This window comes from Nocardioides sp. YR527 (genome assembly GCF_900101045.1).
Lineage (GTDB): Bacteria > Actinomycetota > Actinomycetes > Propionibacteriales > Nocardioidaceae > Nocardioides.
Window position 1 is genome coordinate 223601 of record NZ_FNFN01000004.1, and the last position, 14375, is coordinate 237975.

Genomic DNA, 14375 nt, shown 5'->3' on the forward strand with positions numbered 1-14375 from the left:
CAGCTGCGGTCGGGGCACTTCGTGCGTGTGGGGCCGCTTATGCGGGGCGCCCGCCGAAGTCCCACTGGTGGACCTCGATCGTCGTGAAGCGAGCGGGGGAGAGGGCTCTGTGTGCGTCGTCCGCCGAAGCGGCCGCGAGCAGCACTGCCGCTCCGACCACCACGGCTCCGTCGTCGGACAGGAGCGGTCCGCAGGCGATCAGCTCCTCGCCGTCGGGCAGATCGATGTCGTCCGTCGTCGGTTCGCAGAAGCCGAGGACGAGGTAGCGGGTGTCGTCCGGCCGGCTGTCGCCGAAGTCCCACATGGTGCGACCGAGCGTGTTGCGCCACCGCCGCAGCAGCACGTCGCGGTAGGCGCCGGCCTGGTAGCCGGGTTCCTCGAAGGCGAACGCGCGAGCCGCGGTGGTGTCGGGAAGGTCGAGGATGTGCACGCTCCCGGTCAGGGTCTCGTCGTCGGTGAACGTCGGTCCTCGGGCGATCATCGTCGCCGCGAACCGGTCCATGTAGCTCCAATGCTCCTCCACCATCTGGGTGCGCAACGGTGTCGACCCCGGGCGGTCGCGGTGGTAGCAGAAGAACTCCATGGGCTGAGACTCACCGGCCCCGCCGTCCCGCGCAATCGGATATCTCGGCGGGTCCGTAGGGTGGGAGCCGAGGAGGGCTGACATGGATCGCGACCGGAACGAGCAGGGACGGGCACAGCAGGCACGACCCCGCGACGCGCTCGGCCGCCCGCTGCCGTACGGCGAGGTCGGTGTCGGGCCCATCTCCGAGGAGCCGCTCCCGCCGGCGGAGACCCTGGCGTACGCCCGCAGGCTGCTGGACGAGGGGCGCCCCTTCGCCGCCCACGAGGCCCTCGAGGTCCGGTGGAAGTCGTGCCCGGAGGAGGAGCGCGAGCTGTGGCAGGGCCTCGCCCAGCTGTGCGTCGGCCTGACCCATCACGAGCGCGGCAACGCCGTCGGTGCCGCGCGACTGATCGAGCGGGCGGCGCGGCGGCTGGAGACGTACGAGCGGGGCGATGGCCCGACGTACGGGCTCGACCTCGGAGCGCTCGTCGCGTGTGCCCGAGACCGGGTATAGCTCCATCTGCCTATTGACCCTGAACCTCGGCGCCGTGCTTGGGTGGAGATATGAGCCGCACGGTCGAGGTCGACTATCTCGTGGTGGGTGCCGGCGCCATGGGGATGGCGTTCACGGACGCTCTGATCGACCACGCCGACGTGCGGGTGGCGCTGGTCGACCGGCGCCACGGTGTCAGCGGGCACTGGCTGGAGGCGTACCCGTTCGTCCGTCTGCATCAGGCCTCCGCCTTCTACGGCGTCGCCTCGACCCTGCTCGGTGGCGGGCAGCTGCAGCAGCGCGGACCCGAGGAGGGCCTTCAGGAGCGGGCCAACCAGCCGGAGATCTGCGCCTACTACGCGCGGATCCTCGAGCGGATGGTGGAGTCGGGCAACGTCGAGTTCTTCTCCAACAGCGACTACGTCGGTGACGGCACCGTCGTCTCGCGCATCTCCGGCGAGCGGCTCGAGATGCCCGGCGCCCGGATCGTCGATGCCCGCTACCTGGCCCCCAGCATCCCGGCCGAGAAGCCGACGCCGTTCGGGGTCGCCGACGGCGCCCGTGTGCTGCCGGTCAACGATCTCGCTCGGCTCGAGGAGACGCCGAGCCAGTATGTCGTCGTCGGCTCCGGCAAGACCGCGACCGACGCGTGCATCTGGCTGCTGGCGCATGGCGTCGACCCCGACGCGATCTGCTGGGTGCGGCCACGTGACCCGTGGATGCTCAACCGTGCCCTCATCCAGCCGGATCCCGCGATCTTCCTCGGCATGGCCGCCGACACCATGCAGGTCGCCGAGAAGTCGACCTCGCCCGAGGACCTGTTCCTCGGGCTCGAGGACGCCGGCATCATGCTCCGCATCGACCGGTCGGTCATGCCGACGATGGCCAAGGCGCCGACGCTGGCGACGTGGGAGCTCGAGAAGCTGCGTACGGTCGAGAACGTCGTACGCCGCGGCCACATCCAGCAGGTCGACCGCGGGTCCCTCACCTTCGTCGACGGATCCGTCGCCGTCGCCGAGGACGCCCTCGTCGTGCACTGTGCCGCGGACGGCCTGAAGTATCCGCCCCTGCTCCCGGTCTGGCGCCCCGAGGCGATCACGCTGCAGCCGATCCGTGCCGGCTTCCCCTGCTTCGGCGCCGCGGTCACCGGCTACGTCGAGGCCACCCGCGACACCGACGCCCAGAAGAACCGGCTCTGCCCGCCGAGTCCGTTCCCGGACTCGATGGCGACCTGGGCGCTGATGAACCTCCTGGGCACCCAGGCGGCCATGTCGTTCTCGTCCGAGCCGGACATCAAGGCCTGGTCGGACGGGGTCGCGCTCAACCCGGCTCGGATCCCGCCCGGACATCCCGGATCCCCGGCCCTCGACGACGCGCGCGAGCGCCTGGCGAGGCACACCAAGCCCGCGCTCGCCCGGCTCGCTGAGCTGGCCGGCTCGATCTGAGCCGACGGGAGGGCTCGGGTCACTCGACCGGTGGGGGACAGGCGATGCGTACGAACTCGTCGTACTCGTGCGCGAGCTCGGTGGCGACCTCCGCGAGCTGAGCGAACCCGGCCTGGCTGGCGCTGCGGGCCTCGGCGTGCATGAGGGCGGCCGACTCCTTGTACTGCGAGCACAGGACTGCCAGCGGTTGGGGCGCGGGCAGCGACTCGGGCTCGTGCCGTTCCTCCTCCGGCAACGCCTCCCACTTCTGGTTGGCGGACTCGATGGCTGATCCCAGGCGATCCACCGGGTCGCGCGGGATGTTGGTCGTGTCCATCCTGCTGGCGGAGAAGCCGTTGCCGATCTGGTTGCCTTGATGGGGTCCGTCGAATCCCAACGACCCGGTTGGGTCCTGCTCGCCGTTGCCGCCGTAGCGGAGCCAGCGCAGGTCGCCGTTCGCGTCGACGAAGTAGAAGACGCGCGCAGGCGCTGCCTGACCCTCGAGGCCGGGGCGGTCGGTCAGCCCGCCGAACAGGTGGCGCACCGTGCCGAAGCCGTTGCCGATCTGATTGCCCGAGTTGTTCTCCGCGAACCCGTTCGTCCCGGACGGATCGAGTTCACCGTTGCCTGTGTAACGGAACCAGATCAGGTCGCCGTTGTCCCGGACCGCGATGAACGCGCCGTCGCCGACGCCCACGATGCGGCGGAAGCCGAGGAAGCCGTTGCCGATCTGGTTGCCCTGGTTGGGTCCGGGGAATCCGCGAACCCCGGTGGGGTCGTGCTCGCCGTGGCCCTCGTACCGGAACCAGAGCAGATCACCGTTCTCGGCGACGGCGAAGATGGTCGTCGCCATGTTCTGTCCTTCACGGGGAGAGACGAACAGGTGGCGGAAGCTGTGGAAGCCGTTGCCGATCACGTTGGCGGGGTTGTTCTCCACGAAGCCGTTCGTTCCGGACGGGTCGTGCTCGCCCGCTCCGGTGTACCTGAACCAGGTGAGGTCTCCGTTCGGCGCGACCGCGAGGATGATGCCGTTGCCGCCGCCCAGGACGTGGAGGAAGTGGTCGAAGCCTCGGCCGATCTGGTTGCCCGAGCCGTTTCCCACGAAGCCGTTCGCGCCCGTCGGGTCCAGCTCGCCGAACCCGTCGTATCGGAAGTAGCGCAGAGCACCATCGTCCTCGACCGTGAAGAAGCGGCCGACGTGGGGGCGCGCGACGCCCGGGGGCGCGGTGCCGTTACCGGTGTAGAAGATGTGTCGCATGGGTCGGCCTCCGATCGCCCGCTGCCTTCGCTCGTTCGTCAGCGTGTCAGTGGCGGCGCTCGTCGGCATCGCTCAGATCGAGGAAGTGTCGCTCCGGCGAGGTCAAGACCCTTGCCGGCCACTTCAACCCGATGAAGCCCTGGTTGAAGCGCCTCGCCGAGCACGGGCGCGAGGTCACGGTGGCGGGGCCGCCAGGGTTGGCGGCGGCCGCCCACACCACCGAACGACGCCGGGACGCCGCTCGGTCAGACGAGCGCGTCCTTCAGCCGCGCGGCAAAGGCCTCCGGATGGTCCACGAAACCGGTGTGGTCGCCGGGGAACCGCGTCGCGGTGAGCCCGAGCCGAGCGGCGAGCGCCTCGGTCGTACGCTCGCACAGCTGACCGGCCGACTCCTCGCCGATGCCGAGGACGATCCGCGGGGCGCGGCGCAGCGCTTCCTCGTCCGGCTCCCACCGCACCGACGCGGGCAGCTCGTCGGCGTACCAGAACGCCTCCTCCGCCAGGGCGCGCGAGCTGCGCTCGCCGCCGAACATGGCCTCGAGCATGCCGTCCGGCACGACGATGTTCGCCTGCTCGAAGAACATGCCCCACGCGCCGATCACGTCGCCGTCGGCGTGACGACGCCTCATCGCGTCCGTCAGCGTGCGCTGCTGCTCCCGGTCGTCGAGAAGCTCCAGCAGCGGGGGCTCGTGCGCCACGACCGTCGTGGCGAGCTCGGGGTGCCGCTGGGCGAAGGCGAGGGCCGTCACGGCACCGCCGCTGGACCCGAGGATCGCGACGGGTCCGAGGCCCGTGCGGCGTACGAGCTCGGCGAGATCGTCCGCGCGCTGCTCGGGAGTGGAGCCGACGGACCGGTCGGCCAGGACGCTCCCGCCGTGGCCTCGGGGGTCGTGGGTGAGGACGGTGTGGCCGGTGGCCAGCGCCTCGGCGAGCGGCGCGAACTCCTCGGCGGTCATCGGCGATCCGACGAGCGCGATGGCAGGCCCGGATCCGCGGAGCTGGTAGCTCAGGCGTGTTTCGGGCAGGTCGATCTGGACGGGTGCGTGCATGGCGTTCTCCTCGGTGTCGCTATCGGTGATGACAGTGGGCGGGTCTGGGCTGGGCGCAGGAGCCGGGAGACGAGCGGCGGCGCGGCGACCGCGAGCAGGACCGTGAGCACCGCAGGGAGCACCATCGCGCCGGCCAGCCCCACCCCGGCGGCGAGTCCGCCGATGAGAACGGGGCCTACGAACCCGCCCAGATAGCCGATCGTGGTGACGAGCGAGAGTCGCCGCGGGTCGATCCGGGTGGCGCCCAGGCTGCCGATCACGATCGGCCAGACGAGGGCCGTGCCCGCGCCGGCGAGCGCCCATCCGCCGGTCGCGACCACGACCCGCGACTCCTCGGGGACGACGGGGGAGAGGAGGACGAGTACGAATCCGAGCATCGTCACTCCGGCGGCCGCGGCCACGAGGATCGGTGCGGCGACGATGTCGCGCAGACGGTCTCCGGCGAAGCGGACCGCGGTCATCGCGGCGAAGAAGACGGCGTACATCGTCGCTCCGGCGGCCGGTTCCGCGCCGAGGACGCGAGTGGTGTGGATCCCCGCCCAGTCGGTGGCGGCACCTTCGACCACGAAGGCAGCGGCAGCCACGGCGCCGGCGCCGAGGAGGACCGGGTTGGCCGCGCGGGTCGGCCCCGGAGAAGCGTCTTGGTCGGCGGTGTCGCCCGGATCGGTGCCGGTGCGGCCGACCGGAAGCCGCAGCGCCAGCAGAGTGAGGATGGCGCCGGCGCTCAGCGCGGCGGCGGGCAGGAGCAGGAGGCTGGCCCCGCCGGCGCGCAGCGCCGTTGCCAGTGCCGAGGAACCCAGGACGGCGCCGAGCGTCCAGAATCCGTGCATCCGGGCGATCACGGGTCGGCCCGCTGCGCGCTCGGCGGCCGTGGCTCGCGAGGTGAGCCCGACGTTGATGGCGCCGCAGCAGAGGCCGAAGACGCCGGCGAGCGCGATGATCGGCTCGGCCGCACGCATCGCGCCGATCGCGGCGAGGAGGAGCGCGGCGGTGGGGAGGGCGACGCGGAGCACGGCGGCGTCGCTCCAGCGGTGGGCGAGATGTCCGGCCAACGGCATCGCGATCGCCGCGCCCAGCGCGAGGGCGAGGAGCAGGAAACCGAGTCGCGTGGGGCCGAGATCGACGCGGGCGTCGAGGACGGGAAGCCCCGCGCCCCAGACCGCGACGAGCATGCCCACCCCACCGTGCAGCGCGGTGATCACGCGAGGGCTTTCCGGCGCGGGGCTCGACGAGGACATGCCTCCAGGTTGCTCGCGGCTCCGGACGCGCGTCCAACACCGGCGAAGCGCGGATCGACGCACTTCTGTTGTCGATCCGCTCTCGCCCGGACGGCCGACCGGACAGAATGGGCCCGTGGCGGGCGACCTCGAGATCAGGCTCCTGCGCCGCTTCGTGGCGGTCGCGGAGGAGCTGCACTTCGGGCGTGCCGCCGACCGGCTCTTCATCGCCCAGCAGGCGCTCAGTCGAGACGTACGCCGGCTCGAGGACGCCGCAGGTGTCCGCCTCCTCGACCGCTCCTCGCGCCGGGTCGCACTCACGCCGGAGGGCCGTCGTCTCCTGGACCGGGCGCGCGAGCTCATCGCGCTGCACGACCGTGCCGTACGCGACCTGCGTGCCGATACCGGCAGCCTCGTCGTCGACGCCGTCGCGCCGGGAACGACGCCTGCCCGCGTACTGGACGCGGCTCGGCGAGCAGCCCCCGACATCGAGTTCATCGTCCGCTACGGCGGCGGATCCGCGGACACGGTGGTCGGGGCCGACGTCGGCTTCGGCGCCACCCCGCAGGGCGCCTCGGCCCCGCGCCGGCAGGCGGTATGTCACGAGCGGATCATCGTGCTGCTGCCCGAGGACCACGAGCTCACCGCGCTCGACGCGGTCCCGCTCGAGGCCCTCCGGACGGCCCAGGTGTGCACGCGCTCCGGCGACCACGTGACTCCGGCATGGGCCCGCGCGATGGGTCAGCTGCTCGCGCCGTTCGGCGTGGACCCGACCGACGGGCATCCCCATGTCCTCGGCGGCGCCGAGCTGGGCGCGCACCTGCGGCTGCACGGTGCGCCGGGCCTGGCCCTGGAGAGCCAGCCGCCGGTCGAGGGCCTCGTCATGCGTCCGCTCGTCGAGCCCGTCGCGCTGTTCCCCTGGACGATGCGCTGGCGTGCGGATCTGGACCACCCCGGTCTCGACGTGCTGAGGCGCTGCGCACGCGCGCTGTCCGAGGCGCAGGGCTGGACCACGGTGCCCGACGGGGCCTTGCTCCTGAGCTCCTGATCTGCCGGAGGGACCGGTCGCCTCGACCAAGCGAGCGGCGTGACGGGCGTCGGTCACACACCGAGGGGACGAAGGCCCCTCGTCGGCCACGTCGTCGTGGCGTTGTGTTGGAAGCAGTACGTCCCACCCGCCGGACGAGAGGATCCGCCGATGAACACGGACAGTCCGAGCTCGACCCCCGTCGGCGCACGATCAGGTCCGCTGCCGCACTCGACCGCGTGGCGCGCAGTGGCTCGCTGCGTCGTCGAGTCGGTGCGGATGCTGACCTCTCGGGCGGTGCACTGGCCACGCATCAACGTCGGCCGCCGACTGCGGTTCGCGGACGGGACCACCGGTGAGGTGTATCGAGAGACCGCGGTCTCACGGGCACCTCACGAGGCGTGCCTGCTGGTCGTGTGCTTCCGGCTCCGCCTGGTCCGCGGCCGCGGGCACGTCCTGTTCCGGTGGGAGAGCTGGCTCAACACCCCGCTGTTCGTGGGGTTTCCGGGATTCGTCTCCAAGCTCTGGCTCGCCGCCGACGAGCAGGGCCGCTACCGCGGCATCTACGAGTGGGACGGAGCCGACCGCGCCGAGCACTACGCCCGGTCTCTGTGGAGGGTGCTCGCGCTGGTGAGCGAGCCGGGATCGATCGACTTCCGAGTCGTGCCCGGGCTGCGGCGCGACGAGGTCCTCGCGGATCCCGGCCTGCTCGAAGCCGGCACCTCGGCCCCCGACTGGTGGTGCCCGATCGGGCCGTCATGAGCGCCCTGCCCGGCCGTATCAGCGGTCGGCGGCAACACCTCCTAACTCTCAGGAGGTGTTGATCATGTGGATGAGTCGTTCACTCCTCGCTGTCATCGCCAGCACACTGCTGCTCCTCTCCGCCTGTGGTTCGACCGACGAAGGGTCGGAGGTGGACGTCACGGACGCGAGCTCTGCGACGAACGGGCAGGTCGATCCTGATCCCGACGACCCGACCGATCCCGACGACCCGGTGGTGGCCGTGCCGACGCTCCCGATCGGTGGCGGGTCCTACCCGCTCGACGGCACTCCCGGCGTGGTCTGCGCCGACGTCAGCTGGCTCTGGCCGAGCGACGACCCGGCGGTCCCCGAGGGCGTCTCGGTCCTGGTCACCGGCTACGTCGTCGACCCGGAGGTCTTCGAGCCTGCCGACGCGGCCTGCGACGGCGCGTCCTGCCTGGACGGATTCGTCTTCACCGCCGACTCGCTCAGCTGTCAGGTCGCGATGCTCTCCCTGGTTCCGTGGACCGATGAGCAGGAGGGCGAGGACGCCGTGCTCCGGCTCAGCGGTGAGATGACCTGCGATGCCGTGCCGTGTGTGCTCGAGGACGCCGAGGGCGGCGACACCGAGGTGTTCCTGGATGCGCCGGAGGTCGACACCGAGTCCACCGAGTCGGAGTCGACGGACGCCACGGACTCGCCCGAATCCGGCTGAGTCATGTCCGAGACGCCGCCGTCAGGGGTCGATCGCTGGGTGAGCCTGGCGACGAGCTTCGTCGCGCCGGTGACCGTGATCAGCGCCGTCCTCTTCTACTTCGGGTACGTCGCCGCCCGCGCCCAGTACGACTACTTCGGCCTCGACGTCGACGTCATCGGGCTCAGCACCCGCGCCTACGTCATGCGCAGCCCGCAGCCGCTGCTGACCCCGATGCTGGTCCTGGTGCTGGGTGGCGTCGCGGTCGTGGCCCTTCACCGCTGGGTCCGCGGACATGCCACGAAGGGGTGGTTCCGCCGGCTGGTCACGGCCGTCCTCGGCGCCGGGCTGGTCCTGCTGGCGGCGGGGACGGTGCTGCTGGCGGGGTTCACCCTCGTCGGCGGCTGGGCCTACTACTCGCTGGTGACGCCGGTCCTGCTCGGTGGTGGCGCGGCCCTGGTGGCGTACGCCCTGCGGTTGCGGCTGGGCGGCAGGCTCGAACCTCGCATCGTGCTGCTCTGGGTGGGCGTGGCCGCCTGCGTGATCTGGGCGACGGCCACGACCGCGCAGTGGACCGGTCGTGGCCTGGCGATGGAGCAGGCCCGCAACCTACGCAGCCTGCCCAGCGTCGTCCTCGACACCAAGGAGCGGCTCTACATCCCGGCCGGCGCCGGCGTCCAGGAGGCCGTCCGAGCCGAAGCCGGTGAGGACGAGTACCGCTTCCGCTACTGGCGACTGAGACTCCTGATCCAGGGCGAGGACCGGATGTTCCTCGTGCCCGACACCTGGAGCGCAGGCGGCACCACCATCATGGTCCGACTGGACGATGATGTACGGGTCCAGTTCCAGTTCCGCAACTCCCCACCGGACTGAGGTGAGCGTCAGTGGCCCCTGCATGCCTCGCCGGGCGACGGCACGAACTCCTTGAGTCCGGCGCGCACGAAGATGCCGTAGCTCTGCACCCCGTTGTAGCGGTCGACGCCGGCGGGGCTCTGGTTGCCTCGTACGGCCAGGGCGTCGTCGTCGAAGCCCGGCGGGTTGCCCTCGATGGAGTCTGCGGTGTCCTGACCCGAGAAGACGCACTCCGAGGAGGCGCGCTCCGGCGCGGGGATGTCCTCGCCGTTGCCGTTCACTTCTGCCGCGCTCGCGGCCCCGGCCCCTGCCAGCACGAGCCCCGCCGCGATGGCACAGCTCTTCATCAACAGCTTCATGACCTCTGTCCTTCCGTCTTCGGTGCCCCTGACCCTGACCTGCCGTGGCACCGAGATTCGGTTGGCGTTCGGGGGTTGGATTTTCATCATCTGTCCGGCGTCTACGTGTTGTCATACGCCAATCTGGGGGAGTCCCACGCGCTACCGATCTGCCGGGTGGCGATCTGTCTACACCTGTTGCATGCGGTCGCGCGGGGTCCACACCGACCAGTTCCGTCCTACGGAAGGGATGTCCATGGCTCAGGGCGATGACACCGAGACCGGAACCACGGACTGGGGGCTTACGAAGGCCTATCTGCAGAGCGACCCGACCAAGTGGAACAGCCTCTCCTGGATCACTGCACGCTCCCTCGTCGACTCGGTCAACGACATCTTGGGGCGAGGTACGCAAGGGCTCGTCGAGAACCTGCGTGCGCACTGGACGAAGAACGACGAGGACCTGACGATACGTCGCCCGGGGGTCTCGAGGTTCCTGGTCATCGGCGACACCGGCGAGCAGGACCCGTCCCAGTACGTGGTCGCGCCCGCCCTGGCCCGAGCCGCGGCCGAGCGCGTGGACCGGCATGGGCGCGTGGAACAGCGACAAGCCGGCTTCGTGCTCGTCCTGAGCGACGTGATCTACCCGTCGGGCAACGTCAACGACTACGTGGACGGTTTCTACAAGCCGTACCGGGCGAACCGGGTGCAGGGCCTGCGGGCGCCCGTCGACGTGCGGGACAGGTTCGCGCTTCCCGAGAGCGTTCCGATCTACGCGATTCCGGGCAACCACGATTGGTACGACGGCCTCTACGGCTTCGCCCACCAGTTCCTGTACGCGGCGAACGAACCTCCGACCTGGCCCAGCGATCTCCTGGCGCCGTCGTTCGACGACACCCTCGGGCCGCGGCGCCTGATCCGGGACCGGTTCGGCCGGAGCATGTGGCGTACGCCCAGCGAACCGGCCGGCACCACCGCGCCGGCGCGATGGGGAGAGCCGGCCGACGAGGGCCGCCCGGCACAAGAGGCTCGGCTGCAGCCAGGGCCGTACTTCGTCATCGAGACCGAGCATGTGGACCTGGTGTGCATCGACACCGGTATCGACGGGATGATCGACGGGCCGCAGTTCGACTGGCTGAGCTCGCTGCGTGGTGAGATCCCGAAGATCCTGATGACCGGCAAGCCGCTGCTCGTCAACGGTGAGCGCCACAAGCGTGATGTCTCCGGACGACCCGGCAAGACCGTCTACGACGTGGTAGCCGAGACCAAGCGCCGCTACGTCGCGACGCTGGGCGGTGACACGCACAACTTCCAGCTGTACGACCCGCAGAGCGAGGGCAGCTCGCGCGACGGCCTGTGGCACTTCGTCAGTGGTGGCGGCGGCGCGTACACGCACGCCACCCATCCCATCCGGACGGCCGCCGCGGACGCGCGAGCCGATCTACGATTCCGGCCGACCAAGCTCTTCCCACGGTCGGCGGAGTCGCTGTCGTACTTCGCCCAGCAGCTGGTCCCCAGCATCTGGCGGCTGCTGCTGACCGTCGTGCTGTTCGGAGCTGGCGTGGCTTTGGGCCCGTGGCTCGCCGGCGCCGGGGGAGTGGCCATCGCCGCGATGATGGTGCTGATGCTGCTGCACCAGCTGCCGCAACGTCCCGGCCGCAGCCGCTTCGTACGCCGCCTGCTCGTGTGTCTTGAAGCGCTGGTCATCGGGGTGTTGGCCTCGCTGTTCCTGCACCAGTACCTGCCTGATGCGTCCGGAGCGCTGCTGGCGCTGTACGGGTCGTGCACCCTGTGGATCTGCCTGAACGCCTGGTGCATGCGCTGGTCGAGATGGTGGAGCCCTGTCGAGACGGTCTCCCGTTGGCATCACGTCGCGTTCGGGTGCGTACTGGCGGCTCTCGTGGTCCTGGCTCTGGTGCCGTGGGCCTTGGCGGGACGAGGCTCGGACGACGGACGTACGGTGCCCTGGCTCCTGGTCGTCGCGGTCGGCATCTACGCCATCGTGGGGATCGTCGGGTGGCGCAGACGGATCGTCACCACCGTGAACGGCGCGAGAGCGGCGAGCTGGCTCGAGCGATCGGTCGCGTGGGCCGTGCTCGCGCAGGCGGCCGTCGTGTTCGGCGAGATGTTGCGCGTGCTCAGCGGCGAGGGCCGGACCCTGCTGTTCTTCAGCGGCCTGCTCGGACTCGTGCCGCTGGCGGTGATCGCGGTGGTGGTGCTCGCAGCGCTTCTGGCCCCGGATCTCCTGACCCGCCACCTGCGAGACGATCCCGTACGCCGTGCGCAGGCCTGGCTCAGCTGGCGGCGTTGGATGGTTCAGCCCCTGGTGTTCCTTGCCGCGCCCGTGACGCTGGTGCTCTGGGCGTGGGCCGCCGGCGCCCTCGACTCGGACTGGATGCGAGCCGCCTTCGCCCTGCCGACGCTCATCACGGTGACAGCGATCGGCCTCCTGGTCATCGACTGGGTACGCCGGGAGCACGAGCTCCTGTACGCACCGCTGATGATCGTCGCCGTCCTGGCCCTCGGGGGCTTTCTGCTGGGAGCGGCGGAGCCGGGCCTGCTCGACGTTCTGGGCTTCGAGGATCCGGGCCGCCTCGCCGACGACCTCAGGACGTGGTGGCCGGCCGTGGCGGTCGGCGGCGCCCTCTTCACCGTCGTCGCGGTCGGCGCGGCTGTCCTCCTCGCTCACCTGGTGTTCGTCGGCGCCTACTTGCTGATCGCGGACCCCAAGGCGTGGGTGAGTCCCCGCTACCGCCCGGGTGGCCCGACTCCGTTCGACTTCATCAGCGAGGCGGACGCGACGTCCATCATCGAGGCAGAGCAGGAGGAGATGGGTGGCGAACCCGCCGTCGTCGAGGGCGTCGATCGGCGCACCAGACGGCGCGCGCAGATCGCTTTCCCCGGCCTGAACCCGCCCTTCGGGCCGATCCAGAGATTCGTCTCCGAGATCTACTCGCTGGACGAGCCGCCGTTCTTCAAGCACTTCCTCGAGTTCGAGACCTCACCCACCGAGGTCGTGGTGAACATCCACCGCGTACGCGGAGACCAGCCGGTCGAGATCGAGGAGGTAGCGAGGATCAGTCTCACGGATATGGCCCCGCACGTGACTGATCGCTCCCAGCCGCGCGAGACGCGCACATCGGATATGTAGCCCGACGAGTGTCACCACTCAACGTTCAGGAGGTCGACGTGAACCGACGCGACAGCGTATGCAATCCCATCGTGTTGTCTCCAGATGAGCCGGGCATGCCTCGGTTCCAGTTCGTCGCCCTGGACGCATACACACCGCGGGGCGACGTCACCCACGTCGAAGATGGCATCAACCTGCATTCATTTCCCTGGTTCGCTGAGATCGTCGGACGCTACTCCGATCGCCAAGGCCAACCGATCGACACCTGGTGGTGCATCAACCGCATGCCGGTCGTCGGCACGGACTTCGAACTGTTGGCGGCATGCATCAATGACGCTCCGGAGTCTCTGTTTCAGGTGCGCTCGGGACGCGACTACGGCGATGCCCTCGCCGACATCCTGAGGAGAGACTGGGCTGACATCTACTCGATGTTCGAAGCGAGTACGTCGGGCGATCTCAGCCGAAGGCTCCTTCTCGCGGTGGACGTCGGCGACAGCCGACAGTGGATGGTCGCGGACGTCGTGGCCGGTGAAGCTCGGCACGACATCGCGCCGGCGCAGGTCGAGGACCTGATCGTCACTGCTCTATCGGTGGCCGTGCGCACCTTCGACTGGTTCACCAAGCTGCCGGGGACTCTCGAGCTCGGCCCCGACCTGACCACGCGCCGGCTCCGGGGGCTTGCCGGACTGATCGGCGGAGTCGCAGATGTGGGAGGAGGGCTCCAAGGACTCGCGCAGAACAATCTCACTCCCCAGGCACTCACATCCGCGATCCAGGCCGCCAGTGGGCTTCCTGACCACGTTCGATCGGTCTTCCGCTAGCGAAATTGTGACGCCTCGGACCTACCGCTCAGCTTTGCTGCGGTAGGTCAGCCGGCGGTCGTCCTCAAGCCATCTCGGGGACGTGCAGGTGCGCGTAGGCGAGGTCGAACTCGTGCACGTCGACGATCTCGCCGCCGGCGTCGCTGGCGGCCCGCTTGCGCATCTCGTCGGTCGCCGAACGGCTGGCCTCCATCGCGGCGCGGGTCTCCCAGGCCGTGGTCGCACAACCCAGGCCGGTCGACCGGTTCAGGAGCAGGCTGGCGCTGCAGAATCCGGGAGTCTGCTCGAGCTCGGGAAGGATGCCGACACGGAAGGTCTCCGTCATGGCGTCGAGGTCGCCCTGAACCCAGCTGACTCGGCAGCACTCGCCGTGGTGGGTGCGGTGCATGACCTCGATCTCCCACTCGTCGACCTGCATGGTGCCGCCCAGGATGTCTCGGCCGCGGTCGCGGAGCGGGCGAAGCCGCTCGTCGCTGGCGCGCATGGTCGCCTCGTCGTCCCAGGAACTCGTTGCGATGCACTGCCCGGTCTCGCGGTCGACCAGCATCGAGAGACCGCGACAGCCCTCGGTCTGGTCGAGCATCGGCCCGGCCTCGGAGTTGACGAACGTGATGCCCGCGTCGATGTTGGCGGGCCTGCCTTGGAATGTGGTGGAACGCGCGTACACGGCCCACTCCTCTCGGAACGGGGCAGCGCCCGGTCCGGCACTGCCGGTTACTCCCTGCCTACGCCCTCCGACGCGAGGATGCAATAGCCCGTTCGTCGGTCC

At 70.1% G+C, this 14375-nt stretch carries 14 protein-coding genes; 8 read left to right on the top strand and 6 right to left on the bottom strand.

Going from position 1 to position 14375, the window contains the following annotated elements; all coding sequences use genetic code 11:
* Window positions 1-37: 37 nt before the first annotated feature.
* Window positions 38-583 carry a YciI family protein gene (locus tag BLT25_RS13710; RefSeq protein WP_091046758.1) on the bottom strand — a complete coding sequence of 182 codons (546 nt, stop codon included), beginning with the start codon at window positions 581-583 and terminating at the stop codon, window positions 38-40.
* Window positions 584-665: 82 nt separating this feature from the next.
* On the opposite strand from BLT25_RS13710, the gene BLT25_RS13715 reads away from it, so the two are divergent.
* Entirely contained in the window at window positions 666-1079 is a 414-nt protein-coding gene (locus BLT25_RS13715) for a DUF309 domain-containing protein (protein ID WP_091046760.1), read from the top strand.
* A 50-nt stretch (window positions 1080-1129) separates the two neighbouring features.
* Window positions 1130-2503 (top strand): pyridine nucleotide-disulfide oxidoreductase, encoded by a 1374-nt coding sequence (locus BLT25_RS13720; RefSeq protein ID WP_091046762.1) that lies wholly within the window; start codon window positions 1130-1132, stop codon window positions 2501-2503.
* A gap of 19 nt (window positions 2504-2522) precedes the next feature.
* On the opposite strand, the gene BLT25_RS13725 is transcribed toward BLT25_RS13720, so the two are convergent.
* The 3 genes from BLT25_RS13725 to BLT25_RS13735 all read right to left on the bottom strand — a co-directional run bounded on the left by BLT25_RS13725 (window position 2523) and on the right by BLT25_RS13735 (window position 6027).
* Window positions 2523-3740: a tachylectin-related carbohydrate-binding protein gene (locus BLT25_RS13725; protein ID WP_091046764.1), complete on the bottom strand. Its 1218-nt coding sequence runs from the start codon at window positions 3738-3740 to the stop codon at window positions 2523-2525.
* Between the two features lie 245 nt (window positions 3741-3985).
* Window positions 3986-4789 carry an alpha/beta fold hydrolase gene (locus BLT25_RS13730; protein WP_091046767.1) on the bottom strand — a complete coding sequence of 268 codons (804 nt, stop codon included), beginning with the start codon at window positions 4787-4789 and terminating at the stop codon, window positions 3986-3988.
* Window positions 4747-6027, bottom strand: coding sequence for an MFS transporter (locus tag BLT25_RS13735; protein WP_176883868.1), 1281 nt, complete (start codon window positions 6025-6027; stop codon window positions 4747-4749). The genes BLT25_RS13730 and BLT25_RS13735 overlap by 43 nt, the downstream gene beginning before the upstream one ends.
* A gap of 115 nt (window positions 6028-6142) precedes the next feature.
* Between BLT25_RS13735 and BLT25_RS30620 the strand changes: the two genes are divergently transcribed.
* The 4 genes from BLT25_RS30620 to BLT25_RS13755 all read left to right on the top strand — a co-directional run bounded on the left by BLT25_RS30620 (window position 6143) and on the right by BLT25_RS13755 (window position 9341).
* Window positions 6143-7054: a LysR family transcriptional regulator gene (locus BLT25_RS30620; RefSeq protein WP_091046772.1), complete on the top strand. Its 912-nt coding sequence runs from the start codon at window positions 6143-6145 to the stop codon at window positions 7052-7054.
* Between the two features lie 150 nt (window positions 7055-7204).
* Window positions 7205-7795 (top strand): hypothetical protein, encoded by a 591-nt coding sequence (locus BLT25_RS13745; protein WP_091046774.1) that lies wholly within the window; start codon window positions 7205-7207, stop codon window positions 7793-7795.
* 70 nt (window positions 7796-7865) lie between these two features.
* A complete protein-coding gene (locus tag BLT25_RS13750) occupies window positions 7866-8489 on the top strand; it encodes a hypothetical protein (protein WP_143033745.1) in 624 nt (207 codons plus the stop codon).
* Between the two features lie 3 nt (window positions 8490-8492).
* Window positions 8493-9341, top strand: coding sequence for a hypothetical protein (locus tag BLT25_RS13755; protein ID WP_091046779.1), 849 nt, complete (start codon window positions 8493-8495; stop codon window positions 9339-9341).
* Between the two features lie 8 nt (window positions 9342-9349).
* Here the strand turns inward: BLT25_RS13755 and BLT25_RS13760 are convergent, their stop codons facing one another.
* Window positions 9350-9679 carry a hypothetical protein gene (locus BLT25_RS13760; RefSeq protein WP_091046784.1) on the bottom strand — a complete coding sequence of 110 codons (330 nt, stop codon included), beginning with the start codon at window positions 9677-9679 and terminating at the stop codon, window positions 9350-9352.
* 235 nt (window positions 9680-9914) lie between these two features.
* Between BLT25_RS13760 and BLT25_RS13765 the strand changes: the two genes are divergently transcribed.
* Window positions 9915-12806: a metallophosphoesterase family protein gene (locus tag BLT25_RS13765; RefSeq protein ID WP_143033746.1), complete on the top strand. Its 2892-nt coding sequence runs from the start codon at window positions 9915-9917 to the stop codon at window positions 12804-12806.
* Window positions 12807-12844: 38 nt separating this feature from the next.
* A complete protein-coding gene (locus BLT25_RS13770) occupies window positions 12845-13606 on the top strand; it encodes a hypothetical protein (protein ID WP_143033747.1) in 762 nt (253 codons plus the stop codon).
* A 64-nt stretch (window positions 13607-13670) separates the two neighbouring features.
* On the opposite strand, the gene BLT25_RS13775 is transcribed toward BLT25_RS13770, so the two are convergent.
* The gene (locus tag BLT25_RS13775; protein WP_091046791.1) at window positions 13671-14273 is read right to left on the bottom strand and encodes a hypothetical protein; all 603 of its coding nucleotides are present in this window, start codon (window positions 14271-14273) and stop codon (window positions 13671-13673) included.
* Between the last annotated feature and the right edge of the window lie 102 nt (window positions 14274-14375).